Raw genomic sequence first — 21009 nt, 5'->3', positions numbered from 1 at the left:
TAGATTTTTAAATTTTCAAGCAACCATCTAGTATTATTAGCATCTTGAAATTAGATACTAAACTAAAAATGAAAAAACTACTTTTAATAGGCCTTTGTATCTTTCTTACCAGCTGTAGTGGTGATGATCTGTATTCTGAAATTAATGGAAATTATACAGGATTTTTTTGAAAGCGGTTAGCGTACCGGGGAAGTCAGTTTAAGTTTTAATGATGGAATTTATACCGGTGCAACTGAATTGCAAAATTCCCGGCGATTTGCGAAGGAAACTACGTTCTAAATAACAATACAATCTCTTTCTCCAATGTATGTGACTGGTTTTTGATCTCAACCGGAGACTGAAGGTTTACTTTGCAGGATAATGAACTTATTTTAACGAATAAAATTGGAGATCGATACGTTTTAGATAAAAACTAAATATAAAACTATTCACACAACGCGCATTTGGATTGCCCTGTTAGTCTGCCGTTAACATCTGTGTCGTATTTGCAACATTCCTTGAAGCGATTTTTCATAATAGTCTTAGAACGCCGAATTCGAGCTTTCGTATTTGCTAATGAAATACCTGCTAGTTCTGCCGCTTCCTTTTGTGGTTTACCATCAACATACACCAATTTCATGACTTCTTGATATTCCTGTGGCAATTCATTTAAAAATTTATCGAAACAGCAAACTTCTATAAATGGATGAGAAACTTCTTCTGATTGTTGAAAATCAGTAGTGGAGACTGAAATTTTTGAATGATTAAATTGGTCGTTTATCTCATTTCGAATAATCTGAAAGGCCCAGGATTTCAATTTTCCCGGATCTTTCAGTTTATCCAAATTTTTATGAATCTTTAAAAAAGAAGCCTGTAAAATATCCATAGCAGCATCTTCATTCTTTACTCGCTTCAGAATAAAAAAATAAAATTCTTTCTGATATTTATCCCAAACTTCCCTGGTATCCATAACAATCTTTTTCTAAGCGCAACAAGAACATTTATCGCAATTGCAGGTATCGCATGGGCAATTTGCTGCAGCGCAGTTCACGCAATTACACTTATCACATTCACATTGTGTACATTTACATTTACTCATATCTAAACTTTTAAATGTAGACTGTAATTGCTCTAAAAAGATACAATTTTTATTAAAAAATTATCCGTTTCCTTTAAAACCAGGGTAACAGGTCATTCCTCCGTCTACATAAATGGTTGTTCCGTTTATATATTCAGATTCGTCTGAAGCCAACCAGGCAGCTACTCGGCCAATATCATCTGGCTCCCCAATCTTATCATAAGGGATAGTTTCTTTCATTTTCTCACGACCTTCTTTGGTTTCCCAAACATCTTTATTGATATCTGTTTTTATCGCGCCGGGAGCAATACTGTTTACTCGCACTTTCTTACTGGCATATTCCTGGCAAAGCGTTTTCATTAAAAGCTGAATTCCGCCTTTAGAAGCCGCATAATTTGCATGCCCGGCCCATGGAACTATATCGTGAACAGAGCTCATATTGATAATTTTCCCCAAAGATTTTGAAACCTCTGGTCGCATACCGCGACGCATAAATTCTTTAATAGCTTCACGGCAACACAAAAATTGCCCGGTAAGATTTAAGTTGATCACCGCATTCCAATCATCCAAGGTCATTTCGTGAAAAGCAGCATCTTTTTGCATTCCTGCATTTGGAATACAAACATCCATCGTTCCAAACTTATCGATCGTGGTTTTAAAAAGATTAAGTACATCATCTTCTTTACTCATATCACCCTGTATCACGATAGCTTCACCCGATCCCTTCTCTTCGCTAATTTTTTGCGCAACCTCCTCGGCCTCTTCTTTACTAGAGTGATAATTTATCACCACATTAGAGCCTTCTTTGGCCAGCGCAATGGCCATAGCTTTACCAATCCCAGAACTAGATCCGGTAATAATCGATGTTTGGCCACTTAATTTTTGATTTTCCTTCGACATAACTTTTTATTTTAAAGTTAGCCAGATTGAAACTCAATTTATGTTATTCAGACGTTAATTTCTTATAAACTCCGTTGCTCCAACCAAATCCGTCTTGCGTTGGATATTCGCCACCACCACTTTCTTTAGACAGATCTTCAACATTATACTTTTCGGTCATTTTGTAAGTATTCTTATAAACTTTTTCGTTCAGGCTTGTCCAACGCTCTTTAATGGTATTGGCTAATGCTGAAATTCCATAATTTTGAAGTCCTTTATAGGCCATCCATTGCAGCGGTGCCCAACCATTTGGTGCGTCCCACTGCTGCCCGCTATGATTTGGGGTACTTACCACTCCGCCTTCCATTAAAAGCTGAGATTCGATAATTCCAGCAACTTTTTTTGCTTTTTCTTCGGAAGATATTTCAAAAAATAAGGGGTAAACTCCGGCTACAGAAACCACTGAAGTATGTTCTCCTGTAGTAAAATCGTAATCCCTATAAAATCCTTTTGAAGCATTCCAAAAGTATTTTTCTATAGCATTTGCGCGATCTTCAGAACGTTCCTTAAATTCTCTGGCATTATCTGGATTTTCGCTAATTAAATATGCTTTTGCGATCGTTTTTTCCAGATGATATAACAAACTGTTTAGATCTACCGGTAAAATATCTGTGGTATGAATAGCCGATAAATTGAAATTTCCGCTAGCATCTGGCTTTATCCAACGGCTTGAAAAATCCCAACCCGATTCGGCTGCAGCTCTTAGATTTCGGTAAACTTCTTCTTCGGTTAGATCTTCATTTGTAGCGACAGCTTCTTCCGCAGTTTTTATATCTTCTCGATAACTTTCTGGTCGCGGTGTATTATTATCATCGTAATATCGATTAAGAATACTTCCGTCTGGCATTCGCACAACACGGTTTACAACCGAATCATTTTCAGAAAGATTTTGCGCTCCTTTCATCCAAAATTGATATTCTTTTTCTAATTCTGGTAAATATTCAGCATAAATCGAATCTCCTTTTTCTTCAGCTAAAACATCTAACATTAGCGCATAAAATGGTGGTTGTGATCTGCTTAAATAGTAGGTGCGATTGCCGTTAGGTATAAATCCAAATTCGTTAATTAAAAACGAAAAATTATCAACCATATTCTGAATGGTTTCCACTTCTCCATCAACCTGAAGTCCTAACATCGTAAAATAACTGTCCCAATAATATATTTCTCTAAATCGGCCACCGGGAATAATATATGGATTGGGCAACGGAATTAAAGTTCCGCTTAACTCCTCATCTGCAGGGCGTTTTAAAACCAACCATAATTTTTTGATGTGCGTGCCAATATCCGAAGAATCTGTTTGATATTCTTTTGAAGTTTCTTCTCCGGGAATCTGAAAATTATCTTTCAAAAAGCCTAAAATCGCTGAGTCGCCTTCTGTTTTAATTTTCTGATATTCGGCTCTTATACTGTCAATATTTTTCTCTGGAACAGCATCTACAAAGGTTTTACTATCACCAAAGAGATTTTCGTTCTGCTGAATATCATAAAATAGATCGCCGTATAATTCTTCAGGAGGTAGAATCACAACTTCCTTCTCTACTGCTGTAGTTTCTTGCCCAGCCTCTTCTTTACAACCTAAAAAGCAAAGAAAAATTAGAAATGTATAAACCGATTTTAGTTGAAATCTTATCATATTTTTTAATTCAATTAGAACGTATATAAATATAAATAAGATCGCTAACTTTTGGAAGATTATGTTCGCTTAATTGAGCGTTGCCCTCTTTTTATGCGATGCGAACCATTGTAATAAAAACGTGTAGAATCCTGATCTTTCTTTTTGACTTTATCCTTATGAGGTAATGAAAAATCCATACTTTCTTCTCCTGAAATACCACTACAGGCCAGAAAAAGAATAATACTTAAAATACTAATAGATGTAAATAATTTCATTATGGTTAGGTTAGATGATCGATACAAGATTAGTTAAAAGCGAAATGTAAAGACATACCCACCCAAGGGGATATTTCCTTAAAAAGTATATTTAGCAAACTTTTTTAAAGCACTTTTTGAGATCTACAGTTAGAAATCCAGAAGAGATTAATATTGTAAAAAATGGATCTGGTTTTTAGCAATTTTGGTGTAGATCTGCTGAATGCTCTTCAAAAAAATCTACAAGTAAAGCTTTAATTTCTAATTCTGTATTCGTTATAATTAAGCTACAAATGCGTTTAATTCTTTGAAGAGCTAGCAGATATCTTAAGGCTAAGACAAACAATTTTAGAAATTAGATAAGCTAAGCGCCATCTAAATCACATGTAATATACTGACAATCAATATAAATAAAAATACCCAGTAGCAGGTATATTCAATTCATTTGTAGAATAGAGATTGGTTGAAATAAAGTCAGATCGAAAATCATCTCTTAAGATTCTGAAGTGGTGATAAAGACTAAGAAATTAAATATTTAAGTCGCGATTATTTCCTAAAATGATACTTTAGCTGAAAAATTTGAGACATGGAAATTATAAGTTTTGAACCTAAATATAGTCGAGACTTTAAAGATCTGAATATCGAGTGGTTAGAAAAATTCTTTTGGGTAGAGCCACACGATGAAGAAGTTTTAGGAAAACCTGAAAAGTATATTATTGAGCCTGGTGGACAAATATTCTTTGTAAAGAATAACGACCAGATCATTAGCTGTGTAGCGCTGATGAAGATCGATGACGGAATTTTCGAATTAACAAAAATGGCGGTTTCCCCAGATCACCGCGGAAAGCAAATTGGCCAGAAATTAATGAAGTTTACTATCAATTTTGCAAGAGATCAGGATTGGCAGGAACTTATCATCTACAGCAGTAGAAAGCTAGAAAACGCATTGCATATCTACCGAAAGTTTGGTTTTATAGAAATACCGATAGAAGAAAACAATCCTTACGCCCGTGGCGATATTAAAATGAAACTCAGCTTATCTTAAATCTTTGTAAAACAAGCTCTTATTTTATTTGTCTTCTGTAATTTTATACAGCAATCAAAATCAAGCACAATGAAAAAATTAATTCTAAGTCTTTTTACAATATCAGCTTTAATGGCTTGCAAGAACAATAAGTCTGAAGCTGAACCTGGCGAAATGATTCCTGCGGAAGATACAGCTGGATCAAACGAAGAAATGAGTATGGCTGAAGATGCCAGTATTAATATCGAACCTATCTCTCACGCTACCGCTGTCATTAATTGGGGAGACGCTGTTTTTTATACAGATCCTGTAGGTGGAGCCGAACTTTTTGCTGAAATGGATAAACCAGACTTTGTATTAGTTACAGATATTCATGGCGATCATATGAACGCACAAACACTAGAAGGTCTTAAATTAGGAAATACCAAAATTATTGTTCCAAAAGCTGTAGAGGAAAAATTACCCGGAACCCTAAAAAGTAAATTGTTGGTTATGGCTAATGCCGATCAAATGGAAATTGAAGGTTTTACAATTGAAGCTATCCCAATGTATAATTTACCAGAAGCTGAAGATGCCATGCATGTAAAAGGTCGCGGTAATGGCTATGTGTTAGAAAAAGGTGGAAAGCGTTTGTATATTTCTGGAGATACAGAAGATATTCCTGAAATGCGTAACCTTAAAAATATCGATGCTGCACTCGTTTGTATGAATCTTCCATACACCATGCCGGTAGATCAGGCTGCAGAAGGAGTTTTAGCATTTGCTCCTAAAAAAGTATATCCTTATCATTACCGTGGGCAAGACGGTCTAGCTGATGTTGAAAAATTTAAATCGCTTGTAGAAGAAAAAAGCGATAGCATAGAAGTGGTTCTATTAGATTGGTATCCAGAAATGTAATTTTTGAGTATAAATTTTATTTCAATTTAATACAAAAAATAAGGCTGTGAGTTGATGTGCTCACAGCCTTTGTAGTTTTCTACGTTTATTGATTGATATTTAGGACAGGGCGGTTATTTGGTTGCCTTAAGGGTAACTGGTAATTTAAATTCTTCTACTTCTGGATTAACCGGGCAGTTAATTTTCTTGTAGTTCAACTTTTCTTTGATAAAACGCTCTACTACTTTATTCTCTGCCTCTACAGATAAAACAACGATTTCGTTATCCTTGTTAATAGCTAAAAGTACATTGGCACGAGCATCTTTCTTAAGATTTAATTTATGATGTTTTAGTAAAGAAGAAATTTCTATACTCATCATTCTTGGATCTGGCTGTGTAGCCGCTTCTGGATTGTTTGCATTTACAGCTACCGTGCTGCAAATTGCGATTGCTAAGGCTAGCAATAAAGATTGGAATCTTTTCATGATTAAAAATGTTTAAAAAGTTAATACAACTAAAAGACGGCGGTAAAACAGCTTTTGTTACACAATTCACTGATTTTTAAGATGTTTTTAACGTTTTATCATTTAAAGATTCTATTTATAGACATAAAAAAAGCCCGCCAAAGGCGAGCTTTTTCTGGTTTTTTATAAAAACAGATTAAGAAAGTACAGACTGTACTTTATCTGCTGCTTCTTTAAATTGCACAGCACTAGAAACTGCTAATCCACTTTCGTCGATCAATTTCTTAGCAACATCTGCATTAGTTCCTTGTAATCTAACAATAATTGGTACATTAATCGCATCACCCATATTTTTATAAGCATCTACAATACCTTGCGCCACACGGTCACAACGAACAATACCTCCAAAAATATTTACTAGAATTGCTTCAACCTTATCATCTTTTAAGATCAATCTAAAAGCTTCTTCTACACGTTTAGCATCTGCGGTACCTCCTACATCAAGGAAGTTTGCTGGTTCACCCCCCGCTTGTTTAATAAGATCCATAGTTGCCATTGCCAGACCTGCACCATTCACCATACATCCTACGTTACCGTCTAGATCTACATAGTTAAGGCCAACTTCTTTAGCTTCTACTTCTGTTGGATTTTCTTCACGCTTGTCACGCATTTCTGCGTAATCTTTATGACGGAAAAGTGCGTTATCATCTAAAGTAACTTTAGCATCTACAGCTAAAATCTTATCATCACTTGTTTTAAGCACTGGATTAATTTCAAACAAAGAAGAATCAGACTTATCGAAAGCAGTATAAAGAGACATTACAAACTTTGTCATTTCCTTAAAAGCAGTCCCGCTAAGACCAAGATTAAATGCTATTCTTCTAGCCTGAAAAGGTAAAATTCCTGTTGCAGGATCGATCTCTTCAGTAAAAATTAAATGCGGAGTTTCTTCAGCAACAGTTTCGATATCCACACCACCTTCAGTAGAATACATGATCATATTACGTCCAGTAGCACGATTTAGTAAAACAGACATATAATATTCTTCTGGCTCACTATCTCCTGGGTAATAAACATCCTCTGCTACATATACCTGATGAACTTTTTTACCTTCAGCAGAAGTTTGAGGAGTTACTAGATTCATCCCAATGATCTCTCCTGCGATCTGCTCTACTTCTTTTAGGTTTTTTGCAAGCTTAACACCGCCACCTTTACCACGACCACCAGCGTGAACCTGTGCTTTGATCACATGCCATCCAGTCCCGGTTTGTTCTGTTAATTCTTTTGCGGCTTTTACAGCTTCTTCTGCAGTTTGGGCTACGATCCCTCTTTGAGTACGTACTCCAAAGCTACCTAGAATTTCTTTTCCTTGATATTCGTGTATATTCATAATCAGGTATTTCTTCAGTTTTAATTATGGTAAACAAAAGTAACAAATGTAAAAGTATTAGACCAACAAATTTTCCTTAAGATTGAAATAAAGCCGGCTAAATTCAAGGATTTAGTGCTAGATCACATAATATTTTCTATTAGACTATAAGGTTATCGTAAATAATGCCAAGTATTTTCTTATTTCTGCGGATTCTCAACTATTTTTGCGCTTTTATTTCAAACTCAATTAATCGCTTCAATTTAAAGCATTAATAGGGAGTTGAATTTTAAATAGTTAACAGCTTCCCTAACCTGGGAATAATTAGGATAGCATATGAATAAAGGATTAATCGCATTAGCTATAGGTGGATTTGGTATAGGAATGACCGAGTTTGTAATTATGGGAATTCTACCAGATGTTGCCACAGCTTTAGATATTAGCATTCCGCAGGCAGGACATTTTATTTCGGCTTACGCTCTAGGTGTTGTTGTGGGTGCTCCACTTTTAACCGGTATCGGCGGCAAATGGCCGGCACATAAAACCTTACTTTTCTTAATGCTATGGTTTACGGTCTTTAATTCTTTATCTGCCTTTGCAGATAGTTATACGCTTTTACTTATTTCTAGATTTTTATCAGGATTACCCCATGGTGCATTCTTTGGGATTGGTGCCGTTGTGGCCAGCAAACTGGCGAAACCGGGCAAAGAGGCCAGAGCCATTGCTACCATGTTTACAGGACTTACTTTGGCAAATGTGATTGGTGTCCCTCTTGGAACTTATTTTGGACATAATTTTAGCTGGAATGTTGCCTTTATGCTGGTAGGTATCGTGGGCATTTGTGCTATACTTGGGATTAAGTTTTGGATGCCAGAGCTTCCAAAAAGTTCGCCAGATGGAATCGCGAAAGATTTTAAAGTTTTAAAGAAATTAGAGCTTTGGATGGTTATTTTACTTACAACCATTGGTACCGGAGGTTTCTTTGCATGGTATAGTTATATCGCTCCTTTAATTACTGAAGTTGCCGGACATCCTGAAACTATCGTTAGTTACGCCATGATCCTCGCAGGTTTAGGAATGGTAACAGGTAATTTTATAGGAGCCAAATTAGCTGAAAGCTTCTCTCCTATTTACGCAGTATTAATCGCTCTTATTTTGATGGTAATAGCTTTAGTGTCTAATACCTATCTCGCCTATGATAAAATTGGTGTTTTGGTAATGACATTTTTAATTGGAACGATTGCTTTTTGCCTTTCTACACCAGTACAAATGGCGGTGATCAATTCGGCTAAAGGATCAGAGATGCTGGGATCTTCCCTAAATCAAAGTGCTTTTAATATGGGAAATGCTTCTGGTGCTTACTTGGCAGGCTTACCTATCGCTGCAGGTTACGCATATACATCTGCAGATCTTGTAGGTGCAGGGATGGCCAGTGCAGGTATCGTGATCACTTTTGTAGTTATTTACATACGAAAGAAGAATAAAAAAGCCACCCAAACCGCACAGTCTTAAATCTACAGAAATAACAAATTGTTTGAATTCGTTATTTTTTTAGCATTCTTTTGCTAAGGAAACAAATAGCCCTGTATTTTTGGCTTCAGAAAAAATTAGAGAATAGAAATGACAAATCAAGATCTTCTTGCTATTGCCGCCGATTATGGTAGCCCTGTTTATGTGTATGATGCTGAAAAAATCGAGGCGCAGTATAAACGTCTTACCAATGCTTTTAGCAGCGTTAAAAACCTAAGAATTCATTATGCGGTAAAGGCGCTTTCTAATATTTCTGTTCTTAAACTTTTAAATACTTTGGGCAGCGGTCTTGATACAGTAAGTATTCAGGAAGTACAACTAGGTATAAAAGCGGGTGTAGATCCTTCTAAAATTATTTTTACACCAAATGGGGTTTCTTTAGAAGAAATTGAAGAGGTGGCAAAACTTGGCGTTCAGATCAATATTGATAATCTATCAATCTTAGAACAATTTGGAAGTCGCCATCCTAAAACTCCCGTTTGTATAAGGATCAATCCTCATGTGATGGCTGGAGGAAATTCTAAAATTTCTGTTGGACATATCGATTCTAAATTTGGAATCTCTATTCATCAAATGCCTTTATTAAAGAGGATTGTTGAAAATACCGGGATGACCATTAACGGAATTCACATGCATACCGGTAGTGATATTCTGGATATCCAAGTGTTTATTCAGGCTTCTGAAATTTTATTTGACGCCGCTAAAAACTTTAAGAATCTTGAATTTATTGACTTTGGAAGCGGATTTAAAGTGCCATACAAACCTGGTGATATTGAAACCGATATTGAAGAATTAGGCGCCCAGCTTTCTAAAAAATTTAAAGCTTTTTGTGCCGAATATGGTAAAGAACTCACACTTGCTTTCGAGCCAGGAAAATATTTGGTTAGCGAATCTGGAAAGTTTTTAGCGAAAGTGAATGTGATCAAACAAACAACATCGACGGTTTTTGCAGGTATCGATACTGGTTTTAATCATTTGATCAGACCAATGTTCTATGGTTCACATCACGAAATTCATAATATTTCGAATCCTAACGGAAAACAACGATTCTATTCGGTTGTAGGATATATTTGTGAAACCGATACTTTTGCATCTAATCGCAGAATTACCGAAATTACTGAAGGAAACGTTCTTGCATTTAGTAATGCCGGAGCCTATTGTTATTCAATGTCCAGCAATTTTAATTCTAGATTCCGCCCTGCTGAAATTTTATGGTACAATGGCGAAGCTCATCTTATTAGAGAAAGAGAAACATTTGATGACCTTTTAAGACACCAGGTAGAACTAGACTTCACCGCTAAAAAAGAAAAATAAGCTTCAGCTTAAATTCTCATTATAAAAAAGAGGAGCAAATTCATCTATTTTCAAAGCTAATAATAGATGAATTTTGTTCCTTTTTCGTCTTACTTCTTCCTTTTTAAATGTTAAAATTAAGATTATTTTAAGATACCTGAATTAATCTAGAATTTTCCAAAAGCCCCGCTATTGCTTCATCTGGAAACTTTTAATGATTTTTTCAGAAATGAATATTTAATATTTAGGTGGAATTTAATTAACACAAACTTAATTTTGTCTTATATTTTTATTATATTCGTAAGACCAAACACTTTAACATTGTATTATGAATTTTATAGATCAAGAATTACAATTCTTTATTTTACAGTCGTTAGGATTGCTGGCTATAATTTTTCCGGCATTTTGTATACTGAGTATTGTAAGGAATTCTAATTCATTTAAAAAGAAGATGCGATTGATGTGGACTTTGGTTGTGATTCTAATCCCTATTGTAGGATCATTCCTTTACCTATCGATCGGAAGAGAACAAGTTTTAAACACAGAGATTCAGTCAAATATTTAATATTGACTATAACGTTTTCGACCAAAATAAAAACTCCTGCCATAAGCAGGAGTTTTTATTTTTACTGAAATTTCTTTTCTACTTGCTGTAGACTTTATTTTCCTGTTCGGCCACTCGAATGAATGTGGTTCTTTTAGTTAATTCTTTTAATCTAGCTGCACCAACATAGGTACAAGTGCTTCTAATTCCGCCTAAAATATCCTGTAACGTATTTTCAACGGGACCGCGATAAGGCACCTCAACGGTTTTACCCTCGCTCGCTCGATATTCAGCAACACCACCAGCGTGTTTATCCATCGCGGTAGAAGAACTCATTCCGTAGAAACGTTTAAATTTTTCTCCATCTAATTCGATAATATCACCTCCACTCTCATCATGACCTGCTAGCATTCCACCAAGCATCACAAAATCGGCTCCAGCACCAAAAGCTTTCGCTACATCTCCAGGAATAGCACAACCCCCATCACTAATTATTTGTCCGCCCAAACCATGAGCAGCGTCTGCACATTCGATGATTGCTGATAATTGCGGATAGCCAACACCTGTTTTAACACGAGTGGTACAAACAGATCCTGGTCCAATCCCAACTTTTATAATATCTGCGCCAGCAATAAGTAATTCCTCTACCATTTCTCCAGTAACCACGTTCCCCGCAATGATCACTTTATCTGGATAACTTTCACGTGTATTTTTTACAAATTCAACAAAATGTTCAGAATAGCCATTCGCAACATCTATACATATAAATTTTAAATCTTCAGATAGCGATAAGATCTCCTTTAGCTTTTTAGAATCTTCTTTTCCTGTTCCAGTACTTATAGCTATGTAATTTTTAAGATCTACAGGAGTTTCTTTTAAAAATGAAGACCATTCTTCTATCGAATAATGTTTATGGATCGCAGTAAACAATTTTCTATCTGCCAGCTTTTTAGCTATTTCAAAAGTACCAACGGTATCCATATTAGCGGCCATAACAGGCACGCCCGTCCATTTTATATTGCTATGTAAAAATGTATATTCTCTTTCTAAACTCACCTGAGACCTACTTTTTAAAGTAGATCGTTTAGGTCGTATCATTACATCTTTAAATCCAAGTTTTAAATCATGCTCAATTCTCATTCATCTTTTAATTTGGTTACTCTCAAAAATAGACCTTAGTTTTCTAAAATTTCAGCTTTAATTTGTAAAATTCTATACTTAAGCTTTAAAAATCTTCCAACTTGCTGTTATTCACTTCTATCCAATATCCATCCGGATCCTGAAAATATATTTGTTTTACACCATCTGGACGTGTATTGGTAGTATCTGGTGTACCTTTACTATTTTCGAACGGAACATTTTTATTCCGAAGAAATACTATAAATTCATCTAAATTCGAAGTATTAAACGCCAGGTGAACTCCTTTGTTCTTCTGGGGTTTCTCAGCACTTTCAATTAAATGGATCTGTACATCGTTATCGGCTTTTACCCATTTAAACTTCTCACCTAAACCAGCATTATAAATTTCCTTAAACCCCATAATATCTCGATAAAATTCTAGAGAAATCTTCAAATCCTGCACAAGTAATGCATCATGATCTTTTTTCAAACCGAAATTATCTTTAGTATCCATCCTATAATATTTTAAAGTTTTACTTTTTCTAAAATGCAAGATAAACAGATTTAATATTATCCCGCTTGTTACTACTTTTATGAAAATCCTCTTGAAACTGTTTTCTGCGGAAAGCAAAAATGATAACTTTACCAGAAAAGTTGAGATCTTGAAGAAAATTGAAATTTTAGAAAAAAAAGTATTATCTAAAGAATGGGCAACCCTAAATGAATACGTTTATAGCTTTGAACGTAAAGACGGTACGAAACAGGTCCATAATCGAGAAGTTTACGACAAGGGAGATGGTTCTGCGATCATTCTTTACAACAAAGAAACCAATAAGGTCATTTTAACCAGACAATTCAGAATTCCGACTTATGTAAATGGAAATAATGACGGTTATATGATCGAAGCCTGTGCAGGACTTTTAGATGGACTTACACCCGAAGAATGTGTCGTAAAAGAGACTGAAGAAGAGACCGGGTTTAAAATAGAAACGCCTAAAAGGTTATTCCATTCTTATATGGTAGCCGGTGCCGTGACAGAAATAATTTACTTCTTCGTTGCTCCTTACGATGAATCTATGAAAGTTGCAAAAGGTGGTGGTTTAGAAGACGAAGGTGAAGAAATCGAGGTTTTAGAATATGATTTTAACGAAGCCTATAACATGATTTTTACAGGCGAAATCATAGACGCCAAAACGATCATGCTCTTGCAACATATGAAAATCGAAAAAATAATGGATTAATTTTGGATTCGTATAAAAATTTAGTGCTTTTGATGCCTTTTAGAGGATATTAACACTTTTAACAACAGTTTTACCAATTTTAAACATATATTGCACACATACCGAAAATAACCCTATTCTAACTAAAAATTGTTTGGAGCTTTAAGCTCCTAACCTAACCATCAAACCGGCCTTTTATGCCACGCATGAAAAAACAACGAATATTAGGAACTGTGTCACTAATATTCGCACTGATTATTTTTGAATTAGATAGAAGCGGAGATCTTGTTTTGGTATCTGGAGCACTACTCGGCTTAGGTGTTAGCTTATTTTTTATTCCGCTTACTAAAAAAGTGCTCTAACTTTCCTTTTATAATTTAGTTTTACTAAATTTCCTCCACAGTTTATTGAGCCGATTTTTGCGAGATCTTTGAGCATCTTTTTAGTTCTTTCGTAGAATAACCTGAAAGATGATATTTCGTAACGCCTCTTTATTTCTGCCCAATCGGTTAACCAATTCAAAATATGACCAATAGAGTTTATTGTGACGAAGAGGAGTTTGTAAATATAGATTTCCAAAAAACAAGTTTTAAAAAAGGGGATTATGAGTATTGCTTTTTTAAAAACTGCAATTTCAATACTGTAAATCTATCGGCCATAAGCTTTTCTGAATGTGAATTTGTGGATTGCGACTTCAGCAATGCAAACATTAAAAATGTACAATTCAATCAGATAAATTTCGAAAATTGTAAGCTTATAGGTTTAGGTTTTGATGGCTGTAACGATTTTTTACTTTCTTTTCAATTTCATCACTGCTCTTTAGATTTTTCTTCTTTTTACAATCTAAAGTTGAAGAATACTTTTTTTGAAAGTTGCTCACTAAAAGAAGTTGATTTTACAGAAGCCGATTTTTCAGAGTCAACATTTAGCAACTGTAACTTACAGGGAGCTATTTTCGAAAATACCAATCTCCAGAAATGTGATTTTAGATCGGCCACAAACTATAATATCCATCCCGCCGAAAATCAGATCTCTAAGGCCATTTTTGCTTCAGATAATTTAAGCGGACTATTACAAAGTTTCAATATAAAGATTGAATAATATGATCCACGGAACACACAATGCTATAGAAGATCCTAGAAATGCCAATATAAAAATCATGATAAACGATGATCTTTATGATCGACAGGATGCCAAAATATCTGTTTTTGACAGCGGTTATTTAGTTGGTGATGGTATTTGGGAGGCTTTTAGATTGCATAATGGTCATCTGGCATTTTCAGATATGCATCTAAATCGATTGTGGAGTGCTGCTGGCAGCGTTGGAATGAGCTTTCCTTTTAGCAAAAAAGAATTACTCGATAAAGTATGGAAAGTTATCCAGGCAAACAACATGCAGGATAATGTTCATGTTAGAGTTATGATTACTCGCGGTATTAAAAAAACGCCATCACAAGATCCAAGATTAACCATTAGTGGTCCTAATGTCGTCATTATTGCTGAACATAAAAAAGCAAGTGAAAACAGTAAAGAAAAAGGAATTACTTTATTTACCAGCACTATAAGACGAGGAAGCCCAGATTATTTAGACCCACGTTTAAACTGCCACTCTAAACTTCACGAAGTTCAGGCATTGGTGCAGGCGATCGAAGCCGGCGCAGACGAGGCTCTTATGCTAGATATTAATGGTTTTGTGAGTACCTGTAACGCAACTAACTTTTTTATAGTACGTGATAATGAAGTTTGGACTTCTACCGGAGAATACTGCATGAACGGCATCACACGCCAAAATATTATTAGAGTTTGCGAAAAGCATAATGTGGTTTGTAGGCAGAAAAACTTTTCTTTATTTGATGTATACAGCGCAGACGAAGCTTTTGTTACCGGAACTTTTGGCGGACTCACACCAGTTACTAAAATCGATGGCCGTATTATTGGTAAAGGTATATACGGTGAGTTTACCAAAAAACTAAGCAATTTTTACGAGCTATTGATCGAAGAAGAATGCGCTTAGAAACACCTAATATTAGCAACTAACCAAGATGATTAAACCAGATATTAAAAGAATATGCCTTTGGTCCTGCCCTCGTAATATTTCTACGGCGACCATGTATTCTTTTGCTCAGCGTAGGGATACCAAAGTATATGACGAACCTCTTTATGGCTATTATCTAAAAGAAACCAATGTCGCAGCTTATCATCCGGGAGCACAGGAAATTATTGATAGCATGGAATGTGACGGACATAAAGTTGTAGAGATGATGCTCTCTAACACAGAAAAACCTGTGCTATTTTTTAAGAATATGACGCATCATCTATTGAATCTGGACACTTCTTTTCTTAAAGAGGTAACAAACGTATTACTTACTAGAGATCCCAGAGACATGATTCCGTCTTTCCACCAGGTGATCAAAAATACAACAATGCAGGATGTTGGTTATTCAGCGCATACTGAAATTTTAAAAGAACTGGATAAATTAAATGCTGAAACTATCGTCCTGGATTCTACAGAAACCTTAAAAGATCCTGAAGCTAAACTCAAAAAGCTATGTGATTTTATAGGAATTCCATTTGAAGAAAATATGCTACACTGGGAAACGGGGCCATTACCAGAAGATGGAGTTTGGGCACCACATTGGTATAATAATGTACATAATTCTACCGGTTTCAATAAATATGAACCAAAAGAAAAAGAAGTTCCAAAACAATTAAAACCCCTTTTGGAAGAATGTATTCCGCATTACGAAGTTTTAAAACAACGCTCAATTTAGATAATTTCAGAAATAATTATATTTGAAATTCGCTCGCTAACTTAACAAACATGCAAGAACGTTTAGACATCATCAATATTTTCAAATTTAATAAAAAGGAAATAGACGATTATGATAAGAAAATTAAAAGACTAAAAAGATGGTCTTATTTTATCCTTTTTTACTGTGTACTTGCATGGTCGCTTATTCTTATTACAATTGTTTTGGATATTACTACCAATACTACGCTTTTGGTATGGGCAGAAGCTGGCGTTTTGGTAATGATGGCAATCGTTGCTTTAACTTTTTGCTCTAAGATACTGAGCCAAATTCAATTAATTAAACACGAAAAATTTCTTCTGAAAAAACCTAAGATCACCTCAACAAATAATGAGGATTTCAAAAAACTAGTAAAAAAGGCAAATCTTAGATTTTATCCTGAAGTTCCCTTAGCAGTACTGGGAATTATCGTTTTTATCGCGGCGGTACTTATCACCGGTTTTAAGGATATGGCATATAGCGCTATGATTTGGGAATATGCTAAGATCGTAATTGTACTCTTCTTTTTGATCGAAGTTGTTTCTATCTTTAAACTACAAAAAGATTTAAAAGAAAACATTAGTAAAGCCGAATCTTCACAGGGATGAAAAATGATTCTCTAACACCAGATAATTTTATATTGAATCTGCCAGAAGATAGGCAGCTAAAACTGCAGAAGTTAAGAGAAGTTATAAAACAAAATCTTCCTAAAGGCTTTGAAGAAACCATGAATTACGGCATGATAGGCTATGTTGTGCCACACTCAATATACCCAGATGGATATCATTGCGATCCTTCGATGCCATTTCCTTTTATAAATATTGCCTCTCAAAAAAATCATATCACCGTATATCACCTTGGGATGTACGCCCAGCCTAAACTTTTAGAATGGTTTTTGGATGAGTTTAAAAAATTTAGTCCAAAAAAGCCGAATATGGGTAAAAGCTGTATTCGATTTAGTAAGACACAAGAAATTCCGTATCAATTAATTGGAGAATTGGCATCAAAATTGAAACCTTTAGAATGGATTGCGATATACGAGTCGCAAACAAGAAAAAAGTAAGTTTATTGTCTATAGGTCGGGATTTAACATCCTAAAGTTGAAGGCTGTTAAAACCCTCTAAAATTCTAGATTCTTAACAAAATTTGTTTTGAAGGCCAACGATTAAATTATAGGTTTACTGGATATTAATTAAAGAAAAACGACAAAATTTATGTTTAAGTCTAAAAAAATTGCAGGTTTACTATTTGTTTTTGCCCTAGTAACAGGTTCGGCTGCGATAGCTCAAGACCCTACAATGCAGCAACAGCAAACAGTAGATGTAGATGTAAGTGATGCAGAACTTTCTAAATTTGCCAAAGCATATCAAGGATTAAGAATGATGAACCAACAGGTAAATCAAAAAATGATGAAAACTGTACAGGACGGTGGTTTAGAAGTGCAACGTTTTAACGAAATTCACCAGGCTAGTCAGGATCCTAATAAAGAAGTAGAAGCTAGTGAAGAAGAATTAGAAAAGCACAAAACAATTCTTACTGAAATTGAAAGTATGCAGGGTGATTTTCAGAAAAAAATGGAAACCACAATTAAAGATCAGGGATTAACTGTAGAAAGATACCAAAAACTGGCAATGGCATTACAGTCTGATCAAGAATTACAAACACGTTTACAAAAAATGATGCAACAGGGACAAGGATAAAACCCAATGCAACTTTTAAGATATAAAGCAGCAATTGAAATTGCTGCTTTTTTTATGAATGAATTTGAAAGAACTCTTCAATTTTAAATGCAATTTAACAGCTACTCTTTTTAACAAATCTCAGCTTTACGTAAATTGAGTTAAAATAAAATTGTGAAGTCACAAATAATCAAGATCACATATATTCTCTTTGCATTATGCTGTATCTTCCCCAGGATTTGTGAAGCCCAAGACATGAAGCAGAAAGACAGTTTAAAATTTACTAATAAGGAAGTACCAGATATTATTTGGCGTGAAGCTTACGTAGCACTCTCCCATTATCCCGAATTAAAGGACACGCCTATAACTTTTAGATTTAAAAATAATATTAAAAAGTCCTTTATGCAGGCGCAACCCAGCTTTTCTGGAATTTTCAAAAATCGTAAGAAAAGAGGGTATTTTGTGTTTATAAATAAAGAAATAAAAATTGAAGACGAAGTTTTTACCGTTACTGATGCTCCAAAAGACGTTATAATTGGTTGGATTGGCCACGAGCTTGGTCATATTATGGATTACAGAAATCGTAGCGGAATAAATATGCTTTGGTTTGGTGTAAAATATCTTACTTCGCACAATTATATTCGTGAAGCTGAAAGAGCCGCAGATACTTACGCGGTAAATCACGGACTTGGTAAATACATCATTGCGACCAAAGATTTCATTCTAAATCAATCTGATCTTTCTGAAAAATATAAGAATAGAATAAAGAAGCTCTACTTATCTCAAGAAGAGATCGTAGAGCTTGTCGAAGATCTTGACGAACTTGAAGAAGAAGCCAAGGAAAAAGACTAAAACTAATATTTGTTAGATTTCAGCTCTTTTTCAACAAAAGCTTCAAATTCAGCAAACTTTTCTTCGTCCATTACCTTTTCCATTTTTACCTGTCCGCCTTTCTTTTTATTCGCGCCACTCCATTCAGGAAAAATTGTTGGAGGCACTACAGTTACCTTAACTCCTTTTAAAGCCTTACTTCTGGCAACCCCGTAATTTTTATTTGCATCTTTAAGACTCTGGTCTAAAGCCTCGGCAAGTTCTTCTTCTGATGCCGAAGTTTCTGTACCCAAATACCATGAATGATAAAATTCTCCATCTTCAAAACGTTTAGCTGCGATGGTAAACTCTGGAATCTTGATATCAAATTTCTCTTCTAACTCCTGAACAGCATCATTCATTTTATTTACTGAAAGTTGAGACCCCACTACATTCAGGAAAAATTTGGTTCTTCCGGTAATTCGTATCTCGTGTTTTTGTTTATCGGTAAATTTAATGGTGTCTCCTATAATATATCGCCATGCACCAGAAACTGTACTAATTAAGAGCACATAATCCTTTTCTTCTTCCACCTCATTTAAAGGAACCACTGGAGCATCGTCGGTTAAAGATCCATCCTGATTTATATAATCTGGCTCAAACGGAACGAATTCAAAATAAACACCGTTATCAAGAATCAATTTCATGCTATGCGTATCTGGACGCTCTTGTAATGCCAAAAAGCCTTCTGAAGCTAAATAAGTATCGATTACCTGTACAGGTTTTCCTAACAACGCATTAAAACTTTTTTCGTAAGGTTCAAAAGCGACTCCACCGCTGGCATAAACCTGAAGGTTTGGCCAAACATCATGAATATTATCAACTTTATGATATTCGATTACTTTCTTCATCATTAATTCCATCCACGATGGGATACCACTTAAGGCACCTATATCCCAGTTTTTCGCATTCTTCGCGATTCTTTCTACACGCTTATCCCAATCTTCTATCTTCGCGATCTCTTCGCCGGGTTTGTAATAACTTCTAAACCAAAATGGAATATTACTAGCGCTAATTCCGCTAATTTCACCTTCTTCATGATCACCTTCATGTTGTAGATCTGTAGAACTACCAAGCATCATGATCTCTTTTTCGAAAAACTCTGGTTCTAATTCGAAATTCGATAAAGCACCAACTTGTTTTATACCGGCATTTCTAATGCTTTCTACCATTTCGTCTGTCACAGGAATTCGTTTACTGGACTTCCCGGTAGTTCCAGAGCTTAATGCGAAGTAATGAGGTTTACCCGGCCAGGTAATATCTTCTGCTCCCTCATGTATTTGTGACCACCAGCGCTCGTTTAGCTTATTGTAATCAAAATAAGGAATACTTTCAGCAAATGCTTCTGCCATATTATTTGATGATAATATTTCAGAGAATTTATAGAATTTTCCAAAGGCGGTATCCTTTGCTTTTTCTAATAAATTTTTAAGTACATCTTGTTGTGCTTTTACAGCATCTGGTTCAGAAACAATAGTATCTCTTAAATCTATAAGACCTTTAATAATCGATCCTCTAATAGCCATTTTTTGGTCGTTTTTATTTGAGATGGAAGATACTCAAATCTCGAATTTCCACGTTCCAAAATGATTTCATTTATATAATTTTTAACGCTAAATGACATTATAATCAGTCATCTAACCAATTTATCATTATGAATCATAAATAATTGCAAATGTTTTCTAACCTATAGCAATTTTAATTTATTTTTTTGTTTATTTTGCCCGTTGATTATTACGGCCCTAAAAAAATATTAATTAAGTACCCTACATTTTATGAGTACAACTACTACACAGAAATCTTCAAGGTATCCTATGGTTTCTTACGAAGAAGCTTCAGAAGAAGTTAAATCGATTTATGACGATACCAAAAAAACCCTACAACTACCGTTTGTTTTAAACTGGTTTAAATGCCAGGGTGGCAACGCGACACTCTTAGAAGGAAACTGGAACAAATTGAAAAACACCTTAATGAAAGGTGATGTTCCTAACGTTTTAAAGCAGCTTATTATTTATAACGTATCAAAATCTAGAGGCTGCAACTATTGCTCACATGCACACGGGATTTTTGCTGATAGTATGAGTTCTATGATCTCTGAAGAAGAAGGTTTTAAAGCTACAGAAAATATTGATTCTCCATCAATGCCGGCAAGTTATAGAAAAGCGGTCACTATCGTGACAAAAGCAGCTTTGCAGCACAGTGAAATTTCTGACGAAGATTTTGCTGAACTTGAAGCCGTTGGATTTTCCAGCGCTGAAATTCAGGAATTAATGGCACAGGCAGATTTGGTAAATATGCTAAACACCATTGCAGATGTTTCTGGAATTAAAATTGATAACGAACTTTTAGAAACTCCGGAATAAACAT

At 35.1% G+C, this 21009-nt stretch carries 23 protein-coding genes; 14 read left to right on the top strand and 9 right to left on the bottom strand.

Annotated elements, in window-relative coordinates; genetic code table 11:
* Positions 1–424 precede the first annotated feature (424 nt).
* From INR75_RS10965 to INR75_RS10950, 4 genes are all read right to left on the bottom strand, one after another.
* Positions 425–949, bottom strand: coding sequence for a sigma-70 family RNA polymerase sigma factor (locus tag INR75_RS10965; protein ID WP_223088834.1), 525 nt, complete (start codon positions 947–949; stop codon positions 425–427).
* Positions 950–1138: 189 nt separating this feature from the next.
* Entirely contained in the window at positions 1139–1957 is an 819-nt protein-coding gene (locus INR75_RS10960; protein ID WP_223088833.1) for an SDR family oxidoreductase, read from the bottom strand.
* 43 nt (positions 1958–2000) lie between these two features.
* Entirely contained in the window at positions 2001–3629 is a 1629-nt protein-coding gene (gene treF, locus INR75_RS10955) for an alpha,alpha-trehalase TreF (RefSeq protein ID WP_255584520.1), read from the bottom strand.
* Between the two features lie 59 nt (positions 3630–3688).
* The gene (locus INR75_RS10950) at positions 3689–3886 is read right to left on the bottom strand and encodes a hypothetical protein (protein ID WP_223088832.1); all 198 of its coding nucleotides are present in this window, start codon (positions 3884–3886) and stop codon (positions 3689–3691) included.
* A gap of 565 nt (positions 3887–4451) precedes the next feature.
* On the opposite strand from INR75_RS10950, the gene INR75_RS10945 reads away from it, so the two are divergent.
* A complete protein-coding gene (locus tag INR75_RS10945; RefSeq protein ID WP_092542589.1) occupies positions 4452–4910 on the top strand; it encodes a GNAT family N-acetyltransferase in 459 nt (152 codons plus the stop codon).
* 69 nt (positions 4911–4979) lie between these two features.
* Positions 4980–5786: an MBL fold metallo-hydrolase gene (locus INR75_RS10940; RefSeq protein WP_223088831.1), complete on the top strand. Its 807-nt coding sequence runs from the start codon at positions 4980–4982 to the stop codon at positions 5784–5786.
* Positions 5787–5899: 113 nt separating this feature from the next.
* Here the strand turns inward: INR75_RS10940 and INR75_RS10935 are convergent, their stop codons facing one another.
* On the bottom strand, positions 5900–6250 hold the full coding sequence (locus INR75_RS10935; protein WP_092542593.1) for a hypothetical protein: 351 nt from the start codon (positions 6248–6250) through the stop codon (positions 5900–5902).
* A gap of 175 nt (positions 6251–6425) precedes the next feature.
* Positions 6426–7619: an ADP-forming succinate--CoA ligase subunit beta gene (gene sucC / locus INR75_RS10930; protein ID WP_092542595.1), complete on the bottom strand. Its 1194-nt coding sequence runs from the start codon at positions 7617–7619 to the stop codon at positions 6426–6428.
* Between the two features lie 315 nt (positions 7620–7934).
* Here sucC and INR75_RS10925 point away from each other — a divergent pair, with 315 nt between their 5' ends.
* From INR75_RS10925 to INR75_RS20615, 3 genes are all read left to right on the top strand, one after another.
* Positions 7935–9110 (top strand): MFS transporter, encoded by a 1176-nt coding sequence (locus INR75_RS10925; RefSeq protein ID WP_092542597.1) that lies wholly within the window; start codon positions 7935–7937, stop codon positions 9108–9110.
* 108 nt (positions 9111–9218) lie between these two features.
* Positions 9219–10442, top strand: coding sequence for a diaminopimelate decarboxylase (gene lysA, locus INR75_RS10920; RefSeq protein WP_223088830.1), 1224 nt, complete (start codon positions 9219–9221; stop codon positions 10440–10442).
* Between the two features lie 307 nt (positions 10443–10749).
* The gene (locus tag INR75_RS20615; RefSeq protein ID WP_223088829.1) at positions 10750–10986 is read left to right on the top strand and encodes a PLD nuclease N-terminal domain-containing protein; all 237 of its coding nucleotides are present in this window, start codon (positions 10750–10752) and stop codon (positions 10984–10986) included.
* Between the two features lie 78 nt (positions 10987–11064).
* Here the strand turns inward: INR75_RS20615 and INR75_RS10910 are convergent, their stop codons facing one another.
* The gene (locus tag INR75_RS10910; RefSeq protein ID WP_223088828.1) at positions 11065–12105 is read right to left on the bottom strand and encodes a GMP reductase; all 1041 of its coding nucleotides are present in this window, start codon (positions 12103–12105) and stop codon (positions 11065–11067) included.
* 85 nt (positions 12106–12190) lie between these two features.
* Positions 12191–12598, bottom strand: a complete 408-nt coding sequence (locus INR75_RS10905; protein ID WP_223088827.1) for a VOC family protein — start codon at positions 12596–12598, stop codon at positions 12191–12193.
* A gap of 79 nt (positions 12599–12677) precedes the next feature.
* Between INR75_RS10905 and INR75_RS10900 the strand changes: the two genes are divergently transcribed.
* From INR75_RS10900 to INR75_RS10865, 8 genes are all read left to right on the top strand, one after another.
* Complete coding sequence (locus tag INR75_RS10900; RefSeq protein WP_370629855.1) at positions 12678–13325, top strand: NUDIX domain-containing protein; 648 nt, start codon at positions 12678–12680, stop codon at positions 13323–13325.
* Between the two features lie 504 nt (positions 13326–13829).
* Positions 13830–14405, top strand: a complete 576-nt coding sequence (locus tag INR75_RS10895; protein WP_223088826.1) for a pentapeptide repeat-containing protein — start codon at positions 13830–13832, stop codon at positions 14403–14405.
* A gap of 1 nt (position 14406) precedes the next feature.
* The gene (locus tag INR75_RS10890; RefSeq protein ID WP_255584519.1) at positions 14407–15318 is read left to right on the top strand and encodes an aminotransferase class IV; all 912 of its coding nucleotides are present in this window, start codon (positions 14407–14409) and stop codon (positions 15316–15318) included.
* Positions 15319–15346: 28 nt separating this feature from the next.
* On the top strand, positions 15347–16075 hold the full coding sequence (locus tag INR75_RS10885; RefSeq protein ID WP_223088825.1) for a sulfotransferase family protein: 729 nt from the start codon (positions 15347–15349) through the stop codon (positions 16073–16075).
* Positions 16076–16125: 50 nt separating this feature from the next.
* Positions 16126–16701, top strand: coding sequence for a hypothetical protein (locus INR75_RS10880; RefSeq protein ID WP_223088824.1), 576 nt, complete (start codon positions 16126–16128; stop codon positions 16699–16701).
* Complete coding sequence (locus INR75_RS10875) at positions 16698–17156, top strand: DUF1801 domain-containing protein (protein ID WP_223088823.1); 459 nt, start codon at positions 16698–16700, stop codon at positions 17154–17156. Before INR75_RS10880 ends, INR75_RS10875 begins: the two co-directional genes overlap by 4 nt.
* 151 nt (positions 17157–17307) lie before the next feature.
* Positions 17308–17793, top strand: coding sequence for a DUF4168 domain-containing protein (locus INR75_RS10870; RefSeq protein ID WP_223088822.1), 486 nt, complete (start codon positions 17308–17310; stop codon positions 17791–17793).
* 234 nt (positions 17794–18027) lie between these two features.
* Positions 18028–18624 (top strand): hypothetical protein, encoded by a 597-nt coding sequence (locus INR75_RS10865; RefSeq protein ID WP_223088821.1) that lies wholly within the window; start codon positions 18028–18030, stop codon positions 18622–18624.
* A gap of 2 nt (positions 18625–18626) precedes the next feature.
* On the opposite strand, the gene INR75_RS10860 is transcribed toward INR75_RS10865, so the two are convergent.
* Entirely contained in the window at positions 18627–20168 is a 1542-nt protein-coding gene (locus INR75_RS10860; RefSeq protein WP_223088820.1) for a GH3 auxin-responsive promoter family protein, read from the bottom strand.
* Positions 20169–20417: 249 nt separating this feature from the next.
* Here INR75_RS10860 and INR75_RS10855 point away from each other — a divergent pair, with 249 nt between their 5' ends.
* A complete protein-coding gene (locus INR75_RS10855; RefSeq protein ID WP_223088819.1) occupies positions 20418–21005 on the top strand; it encodes a carboxymuconolactone decarboxylase family protein in 588 nt (195 codons plus the stop codon).
* Positions 21006–21009 lie beyond the last annotated feature (4 nt).

The organism is Zunongwangia sp. SCSIO 43204, from assembly GCF_019904275.1.
GTDB classification, from domain to species: domain Bacteria; phylum Bacteroidota; class Bacteroidia; order Flavobacteriales; family Flavobacteriaceae; genus Zunongwangia; species Zunongwangia mangrovi.
Note: the sequence above shows the minus strand (reverse complement) of the source record. Positions and strands in the feature narration are given on the sequence as shown.